The organism is Kribbella sp. CA-293567 (genome assembly GCF_027627575.1).
In the GTDB taxonomy this organism is placed as follows: Bacteria; Actinomycetota; Actinomycetes; order Propionibacteriales; family Kribbellaceae; genus Kribbella.
Genome location: NZ_CP114065.1, coordinates 6,836,432 through 6,855,235, shown reverse-complemented (window position 1 = coordinate 6,855,235; position 18,804 = coordinate 6,836,432). Strand labels below are relative to the sequence as shown.

Annotated in this window: 15 protein-coding genes; 8 read left to right on the top strand and 7 right to left on the bottom strand. The window is 68.5% G+C overall.

Going from position 1 to position 18,804, the window contains the following annotated elements:
* Positions 1-138: 138 nt before the first annotated feature.
* Positions 139-1,083 carry an ABC transporter ATP-binding protein gene (locus tag OX958_RS31690; RefSeq protein WP_270133853.1) on the top strand — a complete coding sequence of 315 codons (945 nt, stop codon included), beginning with the start codon at positions 139-141 and terminating at the stop codon, positions 1,081-1,083.
* A complete protein-coding gene (locus OX958_RS31685; RefSeq protein WP_270133852.1) occupies positions 1,080-2,063 on the top strand; it encodes an ABC transporter permease subunit in 984 nt (327 codons plus the stop codon). The genes OX958_RS31690 and OX958_RS31685 overlap by 4 nt, the downstream gene beginning before the upstream one ends.
* Here the strand turns inward: OX958_RS31685 and OX958_RS31680 are convergent.
* Positions 2,056-4,500, bottom strand: coding sequence for a YfhO family protein (locus OX958_RS31680; protein ID WP_270133851.1), 2,445 nt, complete (start codon positions 4,498-4,500; stop codon positions 2,056-2,058). The genes OX958_RS31685 and OX958_RS31680 overlap by 8 nt on opposite strands.
* A gap of 148 nt (positions 4,501-4,648) precedes the next feature.
* On the opposite strand from OX958_RS31680, the gene OX958_RS31675 reads away from it, so the two are divergent.
* Positions 4,649-5,611 (top strand): glycosyltransferase family 2 protein, encoded by a 963-nt coding sequence (locus tag OX958_RS31675; protein ID WP_270133849.1) that lies wholly within the window; start codon positions 4,649-4,651, stop codon positions 5,609-5,611.
* 64 nt (positions 5,612-5,675) lie between these two features.
* Here the strand turns inward: OX958_RS31675 and OX958_RS31670 are convergent, their stop codons facing one another.
* The gene (locus OX958_RS31670; protein WP_270133847.1) at positions 5,676-6,755 is read right to left on the bottom strand and encodes an ABC transporter ATP-binding protein; all 1,080 of its coding nucleotides are present in this window, start codon (positions 6,753-6,755) and stop codon (positions 5,676-5,678) included.
* A 223-nt stretch (positions 6,756-6,978) separates the two neighbouring features.
* On the opposite strand from OX958_RS31670, the gene OX958_RS31665 reads away from it, so the two are divergent.
* Positions 6,979-8,004 (top strand): LacI family DNA-binding transcriptional regulator, encoded by a 1,026-nt coding sequence (locus OX958_RS31665; RefSeq protein WP_270133846.1) that lies wholly within the window; start codon positions 6,979-6,981, stop codon positions 8,002-8,004.
* Positions 8,005-8,087: 83 nt separating this feature from the next.
* On the opposite strand, the gene snpA is transcribed toward OX958_RS31665, so the two are convergent.
* The 3 genes from snpA to OX958_RS31650 form a co-directional block, all read right to left on the bottom strand.
* Positions 8,088-8,759, bottom strand: a complete 672-nt coding sequence (snpA, locus tag OX958_RS31660; protein WP_270133844.1) for a snapalysin — start codon at positions 8,757-8,759, stop codon at positions 8,088-8,090.
* A gap of 152 nt (positions 8,760-8,911) precedes the next feature.
* Positions 8,912-9,388: a redox-sensitive transcriptional activator SoxR gene (gene soxR, locus OX958_RS31655; RefSeq protein WP_270133843.1), complete on the bottom strand. Its 477-nt coding sequence runs from the start codon at positions 9,386-9,388 to the stop codon at positions 8,912-8,914.
* 47 nt (positions 9,389-9,435) lie between these two features.
* A complete protein-coding gene (locus tag OX958_RS31650) occupies positions 9,436-10,068 on the bottom strand; it encodes a TetR/AcrR family transcriptional regulator (protein WP_270133842.1) in 633 nt (210 codons plus the stop codon).
* Positions 10,069-10,149: 81 nt separating this feature from the next.
* On the opposite strand from OX958_RS31650, the gene OX958_RS31645 reads away from it, so the two are divergent.
* Together OX958_RS31645 and OX958_RS31640 are read left to right on the top strand one after the other, a co-directional pair.
* Positions 10,150-10,488, top strand: coding sequence for a hypothetical protein (locus tag OX958_RS31645; RefSeq protein ID WP_270133840.1), 339 nt, complete (start codon positions 10,150-10,152; stop codon positions 10,486-10,488).
* Between the two features lie 250 nt (positions 10,489-10,738).
* Positions 10,739-12,748, top strand: coding sequence for a DEAD/DEAH box helicase (locus tag OX958_RS31640; RefSeq protein WP_270133838.1), 2,010 nt, complete (start codon positions 10,739-10,741; stop codon positions 12,746-12,748).
* Positions 12,749-12,801: 53 nt separating this feature from the next.
* On the opposite strand, the gene OX958_RS31635 is transcribed toward OX958_RS31640, so the two are convergent.
* Positions 12,802-13,899, bottom strand: a complete 1,098-nt coding sequence (locus tag OX958_RS31635) for an aminotransferase class V-fold PLP-dependent enzyme (RefSeq protein ID WP_270133837.1) — start codon at positions 13,897-13,899, stop codon at positions 12,802-12,804.
* A gap of 62 nt (positions 13,900-13,961) precedes the next feature.
* Here OX958_RS31635 and OX958_RS31630 point away from each other — a divergent pair, with 62 nt between their 5' ends.
* Positions 13,962-14,903, top strand: a complete 942-nt coding sequence (locus OX958_RS31630) for a neutral zinc metallopeptidase (RefSeq protein ID WP_270133836.1) — start codon at positions 13,962-13,964, stop codon at positions 14,901-14,903.
* On the opposite strand, the gene OX958_RS31625 is transcribed toward OX958_RS31630, so the two are convergent.
* Entirely contained in the window at positions 14,900-15,490 is a 591-nt protein-coding gene (locus tag OX958_RS31625) for a TetR/AcrR family transcriptional regulator (RefSeq protein WP_270133835.1), read from the bottom strand. The two genes, OX958_RS31630 and OX958_RS31625, sit on opposite strands and share 4 nt — an antisense overlap.
* 116 nt (positions 15,491-15,606) lie before the next feature.
* Here OX958_RS31625 and OX958_RS31620 point away from each other — a divergent pair, with 116 nt between their 5' ends.
* The gene (locus tag OX958_RS31620) at positions 15,607-18,801 is read left to right on the top strand and encodes a penicillin acylase family protein (protein ID WP_270133833.1); all 3,195 of its coding nucleotides are present in this window, start codon (positions 15,607-15,609) and stop codon (positions 18,799-18,801) included.
* Positions 18,802-18,804: the final 3 nt, after the last annotated feature.

Genomic DNA, 18,804 nt, shown 5'->3' with positions numbered 1-18,804 from the left:
TCTCCACTACTACCCCGGAGGGGTATGTCGACACCTCAAAAGGTACCCCCTCCGGGTATCGGATGCAACTGCGGGTGGCCGCCTGCCCTGCAAGGATGAGCGTCCTCCTCGCCGAGGGGACAAGACGAGAGGGGCGCTATGCCTGAGCTGGCGATCCGTACGCAGGCGCTGCGGAAGACCTACCGGACCCGGCGCGGCAAGCGGGTGGTGGCGGTCCAGGGGCTGGACCTGGAGGTGCCGGTCGGTGGGGTGCACGGGTTCCTCGGGCCGAACGGCTCCGGCAAGACGACCTCGATCCGGATGCTGCTCGGGCTGGTCCGCGCCGACGCCGGCACGATGACCGTCTTCGGCCAGGTGGTGCCGGACCGGCTCCCCGACGTGGTCGGCCGGATCGGCGCGATCGTCGAGTCGCCGAAGTTCTTCCCGGCCTTCAGCGGCCGCAAGAACCTCGAACTGCTCGCCGACGCGATCGGCGCACCGCGGAAGAGGGTCGGCGAGGTGCTCGCGGAGACCTCGCTGAACGAGCGGGGCAAGGACAAGTTCAAGACCTACTCGCTGGGGATGAAGCAGCGGCTGGCGATCGCGGCCACGCTGCTCAAGCAGCCTGAGCTGCTGATCTTCGACGAGCCGACCAACGGTCTCGACCCGGCCGGGATCCGGGAGATCCGCGAGACCATGCGTGGGCTGGGTGAGCAGGGCCGGACCGTGCTGGTCAGCAGTCACATCCTGGCCGAGGTCGAACAGGTCGCCGACACCGTGTCGATCATCGGTCACGGCCGGTTGCTGGCCTCCGGCACCGTCGCGGAGGTGATCGGTGGAACCGGCAAGGCCACCGTGAAGGTGTCCCTGGGCGATCACCCGGCCCAGCAGGAACGGGCCGCCGCCGTCCTGGCCGCGGCCGGACTGTCCGTACGGACCGAAGGCCGCTACCTCTTCGTCGACGGCGCCGAACGCTCCGCCGAAGTCACCAAACGCCTTGCCCAGCAGGAGTTGTACGTGTCCGAGCTGATCCTGGTCCGCGCCGACCTGGAGTCCGTCTTCCTCGAGCTCACCGCCGACGAGGGTCTGGGAGGCCACCAGTGATCCGCCTCACCGCAGTCGAGCTCCGCCGGCTGACCTCCCGCCGGATCACCCTCGCCGGAGTGGCTGCCCTGCTGGTCGTCACGGCCTTCATGCTGTTCGCCAGCTGGCAGCAGGCCAAGCCGTTGTCGGCCGAGGAACAGCGCCAGAACCAGGTCTACTTCGAGGAGGCGCAGAAGGACTGGAAGCTCAACGGGACGCAGTACCAGAAGGACTGTGAGGCCTCGTACGCCGCGGCGCCCGACCCGAAGCCCGCGCTGAAGGAGTTCTGCCCGGGTCCGCCGACGCGGGAGCAGTTCGGCAAGCCGAAGACGGTGTTCGCCGAGGTCATGCCGGAGGGGCTGCAGGGATCGTCGTACCTGTTGCTGTTCGTCGCCTTCCTGGTCGCGGCCAGCTTCGTCGGCGCCGAGTTCAGCAGTGGGTCGATCGGCAACTGGCTGACCTTCGAGCCGCGCCGGATGCGGGTCTACGGCAGCAAGCTGCTGGCCGCGGCGATCGGCTTCGTCCCGGTGGCGGTGGTGATCACCGGAATCCTGTTACTGGGCACGTTCCTGATCGTGGACCAGCTCGGAACCACGGCCGGCACCACCAGCAAGGTCTGGGGCAACCTGTTCGAAACGTCGGGCCGGATCGTCGCGACGACAGCCGTCGGGGCAGCGCTCGGAGGTGTCGTCGGGCTGCTGCTGCGGCACACCGCGGCAGCGATCGGCCTGGTGATGGGCTACATCGTGATCATCGAGGCGGTCTTCGGGGGCTTCCTGGCCGGGGTGCAGCCCTGGCTGATCCGGCTCAACTTCGACGCCTTCGTCGGGCACGGCACGACCTACTTCGTCGACGAGTGCGACGGTGGCGGCGGCAACTACACCTGCAACATGGTCGAGAAGCACCTGTCCTTCGAGCACGGCGCCTGGTATCTCAGCGTCGCCACGGTCCTGGCCATCGTGCTCGGCGCCCTGGTGTTCCGCCGCCGCGACGTCAACTAGCGCTCCTTCTCCTCCTGCCCAGCAGGAAGAGACCGAGGGTGATCAGCAACGCCGAGGCTCCGGCCGCCAGACCCAGCTCCAAGCCTGGCGGCCGGAAGCTGCAGCTGACCTTCTGACTCGGTCCAGGTAGCTCCACCGCCAAGAGACCGCCGAACTCATTGGGCTCCTGTGCCTTGCCGTCGTCGACCGAACAGCGCCAGCCGTCGACCCGCGGTACGGCGACGACCGCGAGCCCTGTGCTACCAGGCTTCAAGGTGGCCTCGATCGAGTGCCCGCCGGTCTTCACCGCAGTTGCCCCTGCCGTGCGCAACGCCGCGACAGCGGCTTTCAGCTTGGCCTCGTCCAGACATCCCATCGCGCCGGTCAGCGGGATCGGTCCGGCAGAGGTGATGATCCTGATCTCGGCGACAGCGACCCCGCTCGCGGGCGTCGGCCCCAGCTCCACCATCGCGCTGCTCGTGTTGATGCCCGGACGCCGTGGCGCCGCGAGCCGCTGCCACTCGCCGTCCGGACCGCGGGCCTCGCCCGAGATCCGCGGCAGGGTCAGGTAGATCGTCGACCCGACCGGGCAGCGGGCGGTCAACGTGACGACCCCCGGTCTGTCGGTCCGCCTGCCCTTGTACTCCGGGACCTCGTACACCTTCGCGCCCAGAAGCCTTTCCTGGTAGGCGAAAGCGCTGTCCGGCTGCGGCGCGCCGTCAGCCGGCTTCGGCCGGACGGTGACCAGCGGTGGTACTTCGGTGCGCTGGACGGCGCCGTCCTCGAGCGTGGCGCCGATCGAGAAGATCGCGTCGGTGACCGGGTTCTCGAGCCTGAACGAGGCACGCCCGTAGCCGGCCCAGCCGAAGCCGAGCTCGGTCAGCGTGCGGTTGAGGCTGGCCGGCAACAGACTGCTGTAGTAACCAGTGCCCTGGCCGCCCACCAGCATCGGGTCGTTGGGCGTGAAGGTCGTCCCAGGATCCGTCCGGTACTGCGGCCAGCCGGTTGTCTCGCGCAACTTGTCGGCCGCCTCACTGTGCTCGGTGCCCCAGGGCCGTGCCGAGGCGGGCAGGACCTTGCTGCGTTGCTCGTCGACCACCACCGCGGTCCAGGTGAGCTCCACCCCGACCGCGCCGAGGACCAGCGCAGCGGCGACCAGAGCGACCAGGCGCGGGCGGCCGACGTACCGCAGGGCCAGCAGGACCAGCAGCATCAGGGCGGCCGAGCAACTGAGGACGATGATGCTGCCGTTGGTCAGCAGAGGGCTGTGCTGGGTGCAGATCGCCAGCGTGGCCACGAGCGCCGCGCCGCCGGTCAACGCGATCCAGCTCGGTGCGCGGTCGGCGACCGACAGCCAGGCAGCCATCACGAGAATCGCGCAGAGGACGAAACCCTGCCGGTACTGGCTTCCGTTCGGGCTGTCGAAGCCGTGCCAGACCTCGTGCGTCGGCTGCCACAGGAACGAGGCGCCGACGAGCACGGCCAGCAGGGTCCAGGCGATCCGCGTGACGGCTTTCACCGAACCGTTGAAGGGAAGTGTCGCGGCGAGCAGCAGGGCCGCTGTGCCGACGTACAGGCCGGCGCCGCGGCCGACACCCTCGGACAGGGGGAGGAGCCGGGAGAAGAAGTTCTCCAGGGGCACGGGAGTGAAGGTGCCGGAGGGTGAAGGAGCGGCGAGGCTGTTGGCCTGGAAGACCGGGATCAGCACCGGGGTCGACAGCGCGAGACCGAGGACCCAGACGAGGGCGTAGCGCAGCACGCCGTACAGCCTGCCCCGCCAGGCGATCTCGCTGGTCAGTACCCGGACGAGGAAGACGAGAGCGGCGGCGATCGCCGCCATGTAGGCGGTGTAGAAGTTGGAGATCCAGAAGACGGCGATCACCAGCACGCCGAGGGTCCGGTGTTTGCCTCTCAGCGCCCATTCGCCGACCAGGCAGAACATCGGCACCGCGATCAGCCCGTCGAGCCACATCGGCACGTAGGCGCCGTCGTCGATCGCCCACCCACACAGCCCGTACGACGCACCGAGGGCCGCCGCGAGCCACCACGGACCCGGCCGCAGCCGGCGCAGCAGGGCCGCCATCGCAGCGGCCGCCAGCGCGAGTTTCAGCGTGGTGATGACGAAGACCGCGAGGTCGATGTCGTCGCGGGGGAACAGCACCACCAGGAACGACAACGGGCTGCCGAGCACGACCCCGAAGTCGGCCAGGAACCCGACACCGAACCCGCTCTGCCAGTTGAACAGCAAGTCGCCCTGCGCGTTCCCGGTCAGCACGTCCCACAGATGGGCGTAGAACGGTACGTACTGCGCGCCCAGGTCGTTGGTACTGCGCGACAGGTCCCCGAACGGGTACGTCCCCCGGAACATGCCCGCCACCACGAAGCCCAGTGCCGCGAGGGCCCCGGCCAGCAAGGACGCTGCCGCGGGCACCTTGGGTGGCGGGTGGTCCGACTGCAAGGATCGTCCTCCGGGAGTTCATGTCGAGCCCGCGCCCCACGCACCGGACGGCCTACCGCCGCCAGGCTACACTCCTGCCGGTCTAGTCCGACTTCCCTGGAGCGCAATGCGCCTGACACTGGTGGTCCCTTGTTTCAACGAGGCTGACGTGATCGCCCGATTCCACCAGGCCGTCAGCCGCGAGCTCGCCGGCACCGACGAGCCGTACGAGATCATCTACGTCGACGACGGCAGCGAGGACGGCACGCTCGACGCGCTGCTCGGGATCGCCGCCGCCGATCCGACCGTCCGTTACCTGTCGTTCAGCCGGAACTTCGGCAAGGAAGCGGCGATGCTGGCCGGGCTGCGGCACGCGAGCGGCGACGCGGTGATCCTGATGGACGCCGACCTGCAGCACCCACCCGAGCTGATCGGCCGGATGCTGGAGCTGCACGAGCGCGGCTTCGACCAGGTGATCGCCCGGCGGACCAGGTCGGGGGACCCGGCCACCAGAACGCTGCTCGCCCGCACCTACTACTGGCTGATCAACCGCTGGGCCGACGTCGAGCTGATCGACGGGGTCGGCGACTTCCGGCTGATCTCGCGCCGGGCGGTCGACGGGTTGCTGAAGCTGGAGGAGAACAACCGGTTCTCCAAGGGCCTGTTCGCCTGGATCGGGTTCGAGTCGATCGTCTTCGAGTACGAGAACGTCCAGCGCGAGAAGGGCCGCAGCCGGTGGTCGTTCCGCAAGCTCTTCGAGTACGGGCTGGACGGATTGCTGTCGTTCAACAACAAGCCGTTGCGGGCCGCGATCTACGTCGGTCTGGTGCTCACCACGGTCGCGGTGCTCTACGCGATCTGGGTGATCGTGGTGGCGGCGACCAATGGCGTCGAAATGCCCGGGTACGTCACGCTGATCGCGGCGATCACCGGGCTCGGCGGCCTGCAGATGGTGATGCTCGGCGTGATCGGCGAGTACATCGGCCGGATCTACTACGAGACCAAGCAACGCCCGCACTACCTGGTCAAGGAGAGCAACCTGACGCCGCCGGGCGTCGTACTGGGTGGGGCCGTCACGTCGACGTACCGGCTGCAGCGGCACCCGGACGACGCGCGACTCGACCGGGACTAGCAACTAAACGGCCCCGGGGTGGATGAACCACCCCGGGGCCGCCGGTGTTCGAGCTGCCTGAGAATCAGGCGGTGAGACGCTCCTCGGTGGAGGTCGAGAAGAGGTGCAGCTTGTCGGTCTGCGCCTCCAGGTGGATCAGCGAGCCCTTCTCGACGTTCATCCGGGCGCCGATCTTGGCCACGATCTGCTGGTGGTTGCCGTCGTGCTCGGCGGTGCCGTAGAGGAACGCGTCAGCGCCGAGCTCCTCGATCACGGCGACCTTCACCGGCAGGCCGTTGTCGGAGACCTTGAAGGCCTCCGGACGGACGCCGATCGAGACGGTCTTGTCGTTGCCGGCCTTGGCCAGGATGTCGCGCGTCACCGGGATGGTGTAGTCGCCCAGCTTGACGCCGCCGTCGACCAGGTCGCCGGTCAGCAGGTTCATCGCGGGGGAGCCGATGAAGCCGGCCACGAACAGGTTCTTCGGGTTGTCGTACAGGTTCAGCGGGGTGTCGACCTGCTGCAGCAGACCGTCCTTCAGCACCGCGACCCGGTCGCCCATCGTCATGGCCTCGACCTGGTCGTGGGTCACGTAGACGGTGGTGACGCCGAGGCGCTGCTGCAGCTCGGCGATCTGGGTACGGGTCTGGACCCGGAGCTTGGCGTCGAGGTTCGACAGCGGCTCGTCCATCAGGAAGACCTGCGGGTTACGCACGATGGCGCGACCCATCGCGACGCGCTGACGCTGTCCACCGGACAGGGCCTTCGGCTTGCGGTCCAGGTACTCCTCCAGGCCGAGCAGCTTGGCGGCCTCCAGGACGCGCTTGGCGCGGTCCTCCTTGGAGACACCCTGCATCTTCAGCGCGAAGCCCATGTTGTCCGCGACCGACATGTGCGGGTAGAGCGCGTAGTTCTGGAACACCATCGCGATGTCGCGCTCTTTCGGCGGGCGGTGGGTGACATCGCGGTCGCCGATGTAGATGGAACCCTCGTTGACCTCTTCGAGGCCGGCGAGCATCCGCAGCGAGGTGGACTTGCCGCACCCCGACGGGCCGACGAGCACCATGAACTCGCCGTCCTCGATCTCGAGGTTCAGCTTGTCGACGGCGGGCTTCTCAGAACCGGGGTAGACCCGGGATGCCGCCTTGAACGAGACAGTGGCCATGACTGTGTACCTTCCTTCACCGGCAGGAACGTGCCGGACGATCCGAGTAAAGGCCCCCAGGCGGGGGTGCGCCCATCCTGACCCGAGCCGCAGCTCCTGACAAGGTGTACGGCGTGTGACTTGTCCGTACTCTTCACTGGCTGGACACTTCTGCGCAGTTTCCGTCTGCAAGTTCTTGCAGCTTCTTGCTGCAAGTTCATCGGCCGGTGGGTAAGGTGCCGCCGTGAGCAGTAGAGCGAGGCTGGCCGACATCGCGGTCAAGGCCGGTGTCAGCGAGGCTACGGTGTCCCGGGTGCTGAACGGCAAGCCGGGAGTCGCCGAGGAGACCAGACAGGCAGTACTGACCGCCCTCGACGTACTCGGTTTCGAACGGCCGACCCGGTTGCGCCGGCGCTCGGCCGGGCTGATCGGGCTGGTGATGCCGGAGCTGATCAACCCGATCTTCCCTGCCTTCGCCCAGGTGATCGAGTCGGCGCTGTCCCAGCGCGGCTTCACCCCGGTGCTGTGCACGCAGTCGCCGTCGGGCGCCACCGAGGAGGAGTACGTCGAGATGCTGCTCGAACGCGGCGTCTCCGGCATCATCTTCGTCTCCGGCCTGCACGCCGACACCGGCACCGACCACGGCCGGTACCAGTCACTGGTCGACCGCAACCTCCCCGTCGTCTTCGTCAACGGCTGGCTCCCCGGCGTCGAGGCGCCGTTCGTGTCGTCCGACGAGTACGCCGCGATGGAGCTCGCCGTCTCGCACCTGGTCTCGCTGGGTCACCGCCGGATCGGCTTCGCCTCCGGACCGGAGCGCTTCATCGTCGTCCAGCGCAAACTCGCCGGCTACCGGACCGCGATGAAGGCCCAGCTCGGTCTGTCCGACGGGGAGCTGGACGAGCTGGTCGAGCTGAGCATGTTCGGCGTGGAGGGCGGGCACGCCGCGGCGCAACGCCTGCTGGACGTAGGAGTCAGCGCGGTCGTCTGCGGCTCCGACATGATGGCGCTCGGCGTCATCCGCGCCGCCCGCCAACGCGACCTTTCGGTCCCCGACGACATCTCGGTGGTCGGCTACGACGACGCCCCGATGATGGAGTTCACGGACCCGCCGATGACGACGGTCCGCCAACCGGTCAACGCGATGGGACTGGCCGCGGTCCAGGCGCTGCTGGAGGAAGTCCGCGGGCACGCGACGCCCCACACGGAGTTCTTGTTCCGCCCGGAGCTGGTGGTCCGCAACACGACCGGCCCGTACCGCGCTCGGTAGCAGTACAAGGGCGCAGTACAAAAGATCTCCGGCCCGGGCCGTCCCCTGCCGGGCGGTCCGGGCCGGAGGCTCCGAGGGCTACCTCACTTGGAGGTGTGGAACGCGGCCTTCTCGCCAAGGCTGCTGAGTCCGTTCGCCCACAGGCTGTTGACCTGGGCGCGCTCGTTCGCGTCCGGGTTGGGATTGGTGCAGGACGGGCCGGGGCCACCGCCGGACATCAGTTCGCTGCAGGGGCCCGAGTAGTGGTCCGGCAGGCCGAGGACGTGGCCGGTCTCGTGGGCTGTGATCCGGGTCGAGTCGTACTGCTGCGCCTGGGCGTAGTCCAGGAAGATGTAACCCGAACCATGGCCGTCGGTCGACGCGTACGAGCCGCGCGGGTCGTTGCCCTCGGTGTAGTAGAAGTCGTAGTTGCTGCCTTCGACCAGGGTGACGTTGCTGACCGAGGAGTTCCAGATCGACGTACTGGAAGCGATCTCGCCGGCGAAGGTCGGGGCATCGACCGCGTAGGTGACGGTGACCGCGGCGGCCTTGTTGCCGGCCTTGGCCTGCTTCGCCCGGGCGGACTTCATCACCGCTTCGTAGAACGCCTTGGTGGCGGCCTCGTCCTGCGGGGATCCGGTGTACGCCGACACGGTGGCCGGGGCGGCGGTCGTGCTGGGCGCCTCGGCCGTGGGGGCGGCGGCGGCGAAGGCGGGGACGACGAGCGCAGTGGCTGCCAGTCCGGCCAGGGACGTCAGGATACGGCGATGCGACATGGGAGGGCCTCACTCCGTGATCTGTGGCGGAAAGCGACCGGCGGATTACTGATCGCTACAGATCGGAGCTTGCCAAGGGTTCACGAATTTCACACCAGATCGGGAAAAAGCCGGGGGTAAACCCTCGTTCACCGATCCCGGCGGTATGCCGGTCATAACTCGCCGGGGATGCCTACGTTCAGGATGCGGGCGCCCGGTCCATGTTCCGACAACCGATCGGCCTTGTTGTAGAGGTTGCAGCGCTGCAGGCTGAGGCAGCCGCAGCCGATGCACTCGTCCAGATCGTCGCGCAGCCGCTCCAGCTCGGAGATGCGCTCGTCGATGCGGCTGCGCCAGGACCTCGACAACCGGCTCCAGTCGGCGCGGGTCGGGGTGCGGTCGTTCGGCAGTGAATCCAGGGCGGACTTGATCTCGGACAGTGCGAGCCCGACCCGCTGCGCGGCCTGCACGAAGGCGATCCGGCGCAAGGTACTGCGTAAGTACTGCCGCTGGTTCCCCGCCGTACGCCGGGAGCTGATCAGCCCCTGGTCCTCGTAGAACCGCAGAGCAGACGCGGCGACACCGGAACGATGGGCGATCTCCCCGATCGACAGCCAGTGGTCCTTGCTGGGAATGGTGTCCTCCGCCATACCTTCACCCTAGGCCGCCCGCACAAGAGCTGAAGCGGACTTGAGCATCAGCGCAGCAGCGTGAGCCGCTCGACCAGAGTGTCCTGCAGGCCGGCCGGCCAGGGGAACAGCGATGCCGCCACCCGCAACTGCGCCAGCCCGTGCAGGCCGACCCACAGCGCGGTCGCGTCGGCCATCGGGTCGGTACTGGCCGAGCGTCCCGCCGCGACACAGTCGGCCACCGACTGCTGGAGGATGCCGAAGGCATCCATTCCCAGTACTGCGAGGTCCGGCGCCAGCTTCGGGGCGCGCTTCACCGTCTGACTGGCGTCCCAGGCCGCTCCGAACAGGATTCGGTAGCGAGCGGGCCGACACTGCGCGAACTCCAGGTACGCCGTACAAACCGCGCGCAGCCGCTCCACCGGGTCCGCTCCCGCCGATGCCCCGACTGAGGCTTCCCGCAGTACCAGTTCCAGTTCGGCGAACCCGTTCTGCGTCACCGCGAGCAGGATCGCGTCCCGGTCGGCGAAGTGCGAGTAGATGGAAGGCGCCGTGATGCCGGCCTCCCTGGCCACCGCGCGCAGAGTCACGCTCTGTTCCGTGCCGGCGTCCAGCAGCCGGGTGGCCGCGCTGACGATCTCTTCCCTCAGTTGGGCGCCCTCGCCGCGCTTGTTGCGCTCACGCGCCCTTCCTGTGCTCATGGCGAATGACTTTACACCCGTTTGTTCATGTCGTAAGGTTACGCTTGTAAAGTTACAGTCGCTAACCGAGGAGTCGCCATCATGTCCGCTCGTACGCCGAAGTCCGTCCTGATCTCCGCCTGGTCCGTCCCCGTCCTGGTGATCGGCCAGTTCTCGATGCTGGCCGTCGTTCCCGTCGCCCTCGTCCTGATCGGCACGCTGCGAACCGCGAGCCTGCGGCCGCTGCGCTGGTGGTCGATCGCCCTCGCCGCCGTGTACGCCGTTCCGTTGGCGCTCTGGGTGATCGGACCCGATCGCGCGCCCAGTCTGTCCAAGGACATGGCCCCGATCTTCGTCTGGCTGATCTCCGCCGCGGCGGTCGCCGTGCTCGCCGCCCTGTACGCCGTCCGCCGCCGGTCACCGGCCGTGGTCGAAGCATGAGCTGGGAGGGGGTATACTTTTCGGGTCGGTGCGCGAGTCGCGTCACCAGAGCATTTCCCAGGCGCTCCGACCCGTCGGTTTCAGCATCCCGCTGATGGACCACCGGCGACATGGGTGCAATCCGCGATAGCACCCGCAGGTCGATGCCAGTCTCCTGCCCAGCACGGTTCAGTCCGGCCAAATGATTTTGGCCGGCGCTCGCGTGCGGCTCCGATCCGGCATCAGTCCGTGACGTTGAGAGAGAGATTGCGTGTCCCAGCACCACCAGGACCAGTTCGTACCCGCCGAGGGCAACGAGATCAAGAAGCCCCGGCACAAGAAGTTCCAGTCCCAGTCGTACGGCGAGCGGATGGCCGCTGAGCTGGACGCACCGAACACCCCCGGCACCGAGCGCAGCTCGGCCCGGGTCGAGAAGGTCGCCCCCGCTCCCGAGCGTCGCGGCGGTCCCTCCCAGTACTCCGACCGCGGCAGCCGCGGCGAGCGGCGTGACGCGCCGGTGAAGGGTTACCGCGCCGAGCGCGGCACCAGCGCCCGCCCGGAGCGCTCCTCCTACCCGAGGAGCACCCAGCCGGCGTCGTCGTACCCGAAGAGCAGCTACCAGGGCTCCTCGGACAAGCCGGCCTTCCGCAGCAACGACCGGGACAGCCGTGGTTTCGACCGCGACCGCCCGGCCCGCGACGACCGCCCGGCGCGCAGCTACGACCGGACCGACCGTCCGGCCCGTGACGACCGCCCCGCCCGTGAGGACCGCCCGGCTCGCAGCTTCGGCGGCGGCGACCGCGACAGCCGTGGTTTCGACCGCGACCGTCCGGCCCGCAGCTACGACCGCAGCGACCGTGCCTACGACCGCCCCGAGCGCAAGTTCGAGCCGATCGAGGACCTCGGCGAGGTTGCCGAGGGCAACGGCTTCGCCGCCCTCGGGCTCGCGCCGCGGCTGGTGCAGCGGATGGCGAAGGACGGCATCACGATGCCGTTCCCGATCCAGCAGGCGACCATCCCGGACGCGCTGGCCGGCAAGGACGTACTCGGCCGCGGCCAGACCGGTTCGGGCAAGACGCTCGGCTTCGGTCTGCCGACGCTGATGCGGCTGGCCGGTGGCCACACCGAGTCGCGCCGTCCGCGCGGCATGGTGCTGGTGCCGACCCGTGAGCTCGCCATGCAGGTGCACGACGCGCTCGAGCCGCTCGCCCACGTGATGGGTGTCTCGATCAAGCTGATCGCCGGTGGCCTGCCCTACCCCAAGCAGATCGAGTCGCTGCGCCGTGGCGTCGACCTGCTGATCGCCACCCCCGGCCGGCTGATCGACCTGTGTGAGCAGGGCGCTGCCGACCTCGGTGCGGTCGAGGTGGCCGTCCTCGACGAGGCCGACCACATGTGCGACATGGGCTTCATGCCGGCCGTCACCACGCTGCTGGACATGACCCCGAAGGAAGGCCAGCGGCTGCTGTTCTCGGCCACGCTGGACAACGACGTCGACAAGATCGTGAAGACCTACCTGAAGGACCCGGTCACGCACTCGACCGAGTCCGGCCAGGCCACCGTCTCCACGATGGAGCACCACCTGCTCGTGATCGAGCCGGGGCACAAGCAGTCGCTGACGGCCGAGCTCGCCAGCCGCGACGGCCGCACCATCGTCTTCGTCCGCACGAAGCTGGGCGCCGACCGCGTCGCCCTGCAGCTGCGCGACCGTGGCGTGATGGCCGCGGCGCTGCACGGTGGCCTGACCCAGGGCGCGCGCAACCGCACCCTGGACCAGTTCAAGGACGGTTCGGTTCCGGTCCTGGTCGCCACGGACGTCGCGGCCCGCGGCATCCACGTCGACGACGTCGGCCTGGTCGTCCAGGCCGACCCGCCGGCCGAGCACAAGGACTACCTGCACCGCGCCGGCCGTACCGCGCGCGCCGGTGGCAAGGGCGCCGTCGTGACGCTGCTCCTGCCGCACCAGCGCCGGGGCATGATCCGGATGGCCGAGTCGGCCGGTGTCGAGGCCGAGCCGGTCCGCGCCCGTCCGGGCGACGGCCTGGTGACCGAGCTGACCGGTGGCACCAAGCCGTCGGGCTTCCCGGTCAAGCTGCCGGCGCCGAAGCCGGTGCGTGGCAGCGGTGGCTTCAACAAGGGCGGCAAGCGCTTCGGTGGTGGCGGTGGCTACCAGGGCCGCGGCGCCAGCGGTGGCAGCCGTCGTCCGGAGCGTTCGGGCAGTGGCCCGCGCCGGACCGAGGGCAACCGCTACGAAGGTGGCAACAAGACCTACCAGCGGTGATGTTCTGACCTACGAAGCCCCGGTGACCATCTGGTCGCCGGGGCTTCGTGCTGTCAGCCGGTCTCCATCGCGAGCCGGGTCAGGATGATCTCGACCTCGTCGTCGTCCAGGGGAACGAGTTCGAGCAGCAGTTCACCCGCTGAACTGGGCGAAGTGATGACATGGATCGCCGGAGTGCCTTGTTCCAGCCGGGCTGCCAGCGTGGTGGCATCGATTCCGCCGGAGACGGTCAGCAGGACGCGCGACAACGGCAGACCGGCGGAGTCCGGAACGACCTCGGCGGTGATCCCGGGCAGTTTGCCGGCCGCGGTGGCGAAATCGGTCACCTTCGCCGCCTGATCGGCCTCCCACTTGGCACGGTCCATCGCATGCCATTCCTCCAGCGCCGCGAGGACACCGACGATCGCTTCCTTCGTCGGCTTGAACCCGCGCCCGATGCCCTTCTCCTGCGCGCGAACCGCACGCACCAGCCGCTGCGTGCCGAACACCAGCCCGGCGGTCGGCGCGGCCAGATACTTCTGTGCGCTGACCAGTACGGCGTCCGCTCCGGTCGCGAGCAGGTCGGCGGTCCGCGCAAACTGTCCCGCGCCGTCGATGATCGCGGGAACGCCTCGGCGGTGCGCGGCGCGCACAGCGGCGGTCAGATCCATCGGCTCGCCGTTGACCAGTCTGGAGGACACCAGCAGCAGACAGGCGACGTCAGGTCCGGCGAGCGCGGTGTCCAGATCGCTGATACTGCAGTGGTTCTCGTCACCGGCGAGGATCACGCTCGCACCTGCCAGCCGGATCGCCTGCACGTTCGACTGCCCGTAGTCGACCACCTGCGTGGCCGGCAGTACGACGCGGTTGTGCAGGTCGGTGGTGTCCGGCAGGGCCGCGATCCGTCCGGGATCGGTACCGGCCATGACGGCGGCAACGGTCACCGTGATCGCCGCGGACGTGCAGTGGGTGATCGCGCCGGCCTGTGCACCGGTGGCCTGGGCGAGAGCGTCGCCGGCGCGGTCGGCGAGCTGGTCCATCACGAAGAATTCGGAGAGTGCTTTACCAACGGCTGCCGCCACGCCGGGCGAGCTGCGGGAGACCCCGAGCGGGGTGTAAGTCCCCTTGGCGTTGATGACCTCGGTCAACCGATGCCGCTCATGTGTGCCCATGGTGCGGATCACCATAGTGGCTTGCAGCACCCAGTCGCCATGGTTTCGGGTATGGTCCGGCGGTGGGGAGCATCCGGTGGGGACGTGCTGTGGTGATCTGTGCGGCGCTCACGCTGGCTGCCGGATCCGGGGTTGTTGCCGCGCGACTGGCTGGTCCCGGACGGGCGCTCGAGTCCTCCACCCCCGGTTCGGCACCCACCACCAGTTCTCAGCCGTCGCTCGCCCCGAGCGCGCCGGCCGGCGGACCGGCGACTGCGACGCCGTCGGGACCGATCGCGACCGCCGACCCGATGGCGACCGCGGCTCGTACGGTCGTGCAGAGCAACCTCTACAAGGCCGGCCGCCTGCCTGCTTCGCGCTGCAAGGAACCGGCGGCCAGGGCGACCTCGCCGGCCAAGGTCAGGCTGTACTACACCCAGTTCCTGGCATGCCTCAACAAGTCGTGGGCTCCGGTGATCCGCAAGGCGGGCTTCACATTCTCGGCGCCCAAGCTCGTCGTGTACGCCGGTCGCCAGGCCGACCTGCCCTGCGACCTGACCAGCACCGCCGTGTACTGCGACGGCACCATCTACATGAGTGCTGACTACGATCTGAAGAACCACGCGTCCTACGATCCGCTGTGGACCCGCACGACGATGGCGTTCCTGATCGCCCACGAGTACGGGCACCACGTCCAGTCGCTGGCCGGCATCCTGCAGGCCTCGCACCTGCGCGAAAGCACCCTGAGCAACTCCAACCTGGCCCTGCTGGAGCACCGTCGTCGCGAACTGCAGGCATCCTGTCTGAGCGGCGTCTATCTGGGCGCCGACAAGCAGTACTTCCCCGCCCGTGGCTCCTGGCTGCTGAAGTGGAGGTGGACCGTCCGCAACCGCGGCGACGAGTGGAACCCCCAGCGCACCCACGGCAACAAGACCAGTCACAGCCGCTGGTCACGCGCCGGCTTCGACGCCGCCGATCCTGCCGCCTGCAACACTTTCACGGCCGAACCGGCCACGGTCTCCTAGCCGGCCCACGCGAGCAACTGCTCGGCGAAAATCTCCATCGTCTGTACTGCGGACGCCGTGTCCCGGTCGACCAGCCAGCCGAGCGTGACCCCGTCCGTGACCGCCAGCGTCATTCGCGCGAGCTGCTCGGCCGGCACTGTCCACTCGACCTCGGTCGCCTTCGAGATCTCGGCCAGGATCGCCTCGATGCCGGCCAGCTGACTCGCGCGCTGCTCCCGTGCCAGCGGCTCGGTCTCCGCGTTGCGTAACGCCCAGCTGGTCAGCTCGTAGGTCAGCAGCTGAGCTTGTGGGGTTGCCTCGACCAACTGCCAGAACCCGAGGAACGCGTTCCGCACGCTGGTGGGCAGATCGCCGCCGGGCGTGATCGCCGAGCGCGCGGCCACCACCTGAGCCTCCGCGATCACCCGGATCACCTCGTGCAGCAGTTCCTCCTTGGACCGGAAGCAGTAGTGCACGATGCCGACCGAGATGCCGAGCTCCTGGGCGATCCGTCGGGTGGTGGTCGCGGCCAGTCCCTCCCGGGTGGCGACCTGGATCGCGGCCTGCACCAGGTCGGCACGGCGTTCCTGCGCCGGTACGCGAGCCATCGGACTCCTCTCGATCGGTCTCACAGTACGTCGAGCAGGTCAAGCGTCCAAGACTCTTGACCTGATGCTACTAGTGAGTCATCGTCAGTTTTTGACGACGACTTTGGGAGGACCCAGTGACGCGCCGCCCCGCTCAGCTCACTCGTGTTGTCCGTACCACGCTGGCCGCGCTCTCCGTGAGCGCAGTGATGGCCGCCGGCCTGTCCACCACCAGTCAGGCCAGACCTGTGGCCGCTGCCGCCGCTCCTCCGGTCGACTACTGCGTCGGGCAGTGCGAGGACATCGTCCCACCCGGCCAGAACGGCAACGCCACCTTCGCGGATCTCCTGCTGTTCAAGGGTTTCGGGACCAGGCCGGCGCACTTCAGCGACACCGTCAAACCCTACGAGCGACTGGTCTGGAACTCCCAGGGCATCACCGACGAGGGCCTCGATCCGTACTTCGACGACGCGTCCTTCGGGGTCGCGCCGGCCGACGTCGCCAGCACCTCCAAGCCGCGTGCCGACGTCACGATCGTCCGGGACAAGTCCCGCGGCATCCCGCACATCACCGGCACCACCCGCGAGGGCACGATGTTCGGCGCCGGGTACGCCGGTGCGCAGGACCGGCTGTTCGTGATGGACGTCTTCCGGCACCTCGGCCGCGGCCAGCTGACCCCGTTCGCTGGCGGCGCGGCCGGCAACCGCGCGTTCGAGCAGGAGTTCTGGCGGACCGCGCCCTACAACGAAGCCGATCTGCAGAAGCAGTACGACGACGCCGACGACCTCTACGGCGCCAACGGGCTGAAGATGCAGAAGGACATCCAGGCCTGGGTCGACGGCGTCAACCACTACATCAACACGGTCGGCATCGCCTATCCGGGCGAGTACGTCGCGCTCGGACTGCCGAAGCCCCAGCCGTGGAAGGTGACCGACGTGGTCGCCACCGCGGCCGTGGTGGCCGGCATCTTCGGCACCGGCGGTGGCGGCGAGATGGCCTCCGCGCTGGCCCTGCTGGAGGCGCAGGCGAAGTACGGAGTTGCCCAGGGCACCAAGGTGTGGGAGTCCTTCCGTTCCCAGAACGACCCCGAGGCGAACACGACCGTGCACAACGGCACGTCGTTCCCCTACGGCGTGGTCGGCGCGAACCCGGCGGGCCGGGCGATGCCTGATCGTGGCTCGGTGACGCCGGAGCCGCAGGTCGTCGACCAGACCGGATCGGCCGCTTCCAGGTCGCTGAAACCCAGGAGCAGCGACGGAATCAAGCCACCGAAGAAGGCCCAGGGCAAGGAATCGCTGCGCGGAATCTTCGATGCCGGAGTCTTCGGTGAGAACTTCGGCCCGAAGGGGATGTCGAACGCGCTGCTGGTCTCCGGTCAGCACACCGAGAGCGGCAACCCGATCGCCGTCTACGGTCCGCAGACCGGGTACTTCGCGCCGCAACTACTGCTCCGCCAGGAGCTCCAGGGCCCGGGCGTCAGCTCGCGTGGCGTCGCCTTCGCCGGACTCAACTTCTACACGCTGATCGGGCGGGGCGCCGACTACTCCTGGAGCGCGACCTCGGCCGGTCAGGACATCACCGACACGTACGCCGTACCGCTGTGCGAGGCAGACGGCGGTACGCCGAGCAAGTCGTCGACCTCCTACGTGTTCCGCGGTCAGTGCACGCCGATCGAGAAGCTCGAGCGGCACAACGCGTGGTACTCCAGTCTCGGCTCGTCGGAGCCGGCCGGTTCGTACACGCTGGTCGCCCAGCGGACGAAGTACGGGATCGTCACCCATCGCGGGACGGTGGCCGGGAAGCCGGTGCTGTTCACCAAGAACCGGTCGACCTACGGCAACGAGGCCGGCTCGGCGCTCGGGTTCATGCTGTTCAACGACCCGGACGCGATCCACTCGGCCGCCGACTTCCAGCGGGCCGCGGGCAACATCGGGTACACGTTCAACTGGTTCTACACGGACAAGAACTCGATCGCGTACTACAACTCCGGTGACAACCCGGTGCGCGCGGCCGGCGCCGATCCCAACCTGCCGACCTGGAGCACGTACGAGTGGCAGGGCTGGAACCCGATCAGCAACCGGGCGACCTACACCCCTGCCGCGCAGCACCCGCAGGTGATCGACCAGGACTACCTGACCAGCTGGAACAACAAGCAGGCACCGGGATTCTCTGCCGCCGACGGTAACTTCGGCTACAACTCGGTCTACCGCAGTCAACCGCTGGACGACCGGATCGAGTCGGTGATCGGGGCCGGGCAGAAGTTCACCCGGGGCAAGCTGGTCGAGGCGATGGAGTCGGCGGCGACGGTCGACCTGCGAGCCGATCAGGTGCTGCCGTATCTGCTGCGGGTGCTGAAGAGCGCACCGATCACCGACCCGGCCGTCGCGGCGGCGGTGACGAAACTGGAGGCCTGGCAGGCTGCCGGCAGTCATCGGAAGTCACCGAACGAGGCATCGAAGACCTACGACCACGCCGAGGCGATCCGGATCCTCGACGCCTGGTGGCCGTTGCTGGTGCCGGCGCAGTTCCAGGGGCTCGGACCGGAGCTCTACAACTCGCTGGTCAGCGCGCAGAAGATCGACGAGCGGCCGGGCGCACAGGGCTCCGCGTTCCAGAACGGCTGGTGGGGTTTCGTCCAGCGCGATCTGCGGAAGGTGCTCGGGGATCCGGTGCAGACGGCGCAACCGGTGACGTACTGCGGTGCCGGAGTACTGGTGAACTGCCGATCGGTGCTCTCCGAGTCCTTGCTAGCAGCAACCAAGGTGCCGGCGACGACGACGTACCCGGCGACCGGCGACTGTGCTGCCGGTGACCAGTTCTGTGCCGACCAGATCGTGCACCAGCCGATGGGTGGCATCACCCAGGACCGGATGGCCTGGGTCAACCGGCCGACTTACCAGCAGGTGATCGAGTTCCCGGCGCGACGCGGGGACGACGTCTCCAACCTGGCGGTGGGGAAGACGGCGACCGCGAGCAGCTACGAGGGCGGCGTTTTCAACTCGCCGCCCGCCAAGGCGGTCGACGGTGACCCGAAGACGCGGTGGGCGAGTGGCTGGTCGGATCCGCAGTGGATCAAGGTCGACCTCGGCAGCGAGCAGACGGTACGGCGGGTGGTGCTCCAGTGGGAGGCGGCCTACGGCTCGGCGTACCGGGTGGAGGTGTCGCGGGACAACGTGAACTGGCAGCAGGTCTTCACCACCGCGGCCGGCAACGGCGGGAAGGACGTCGCGAGGTTCGCGCCGGTGCAGGCGCGGTACGTCCGGATGACGGGAACGAAACGCGCCACGTCGTACGGGTACTCGCTGTATGAGTTCCAGGTCTACAGGCAATGATTA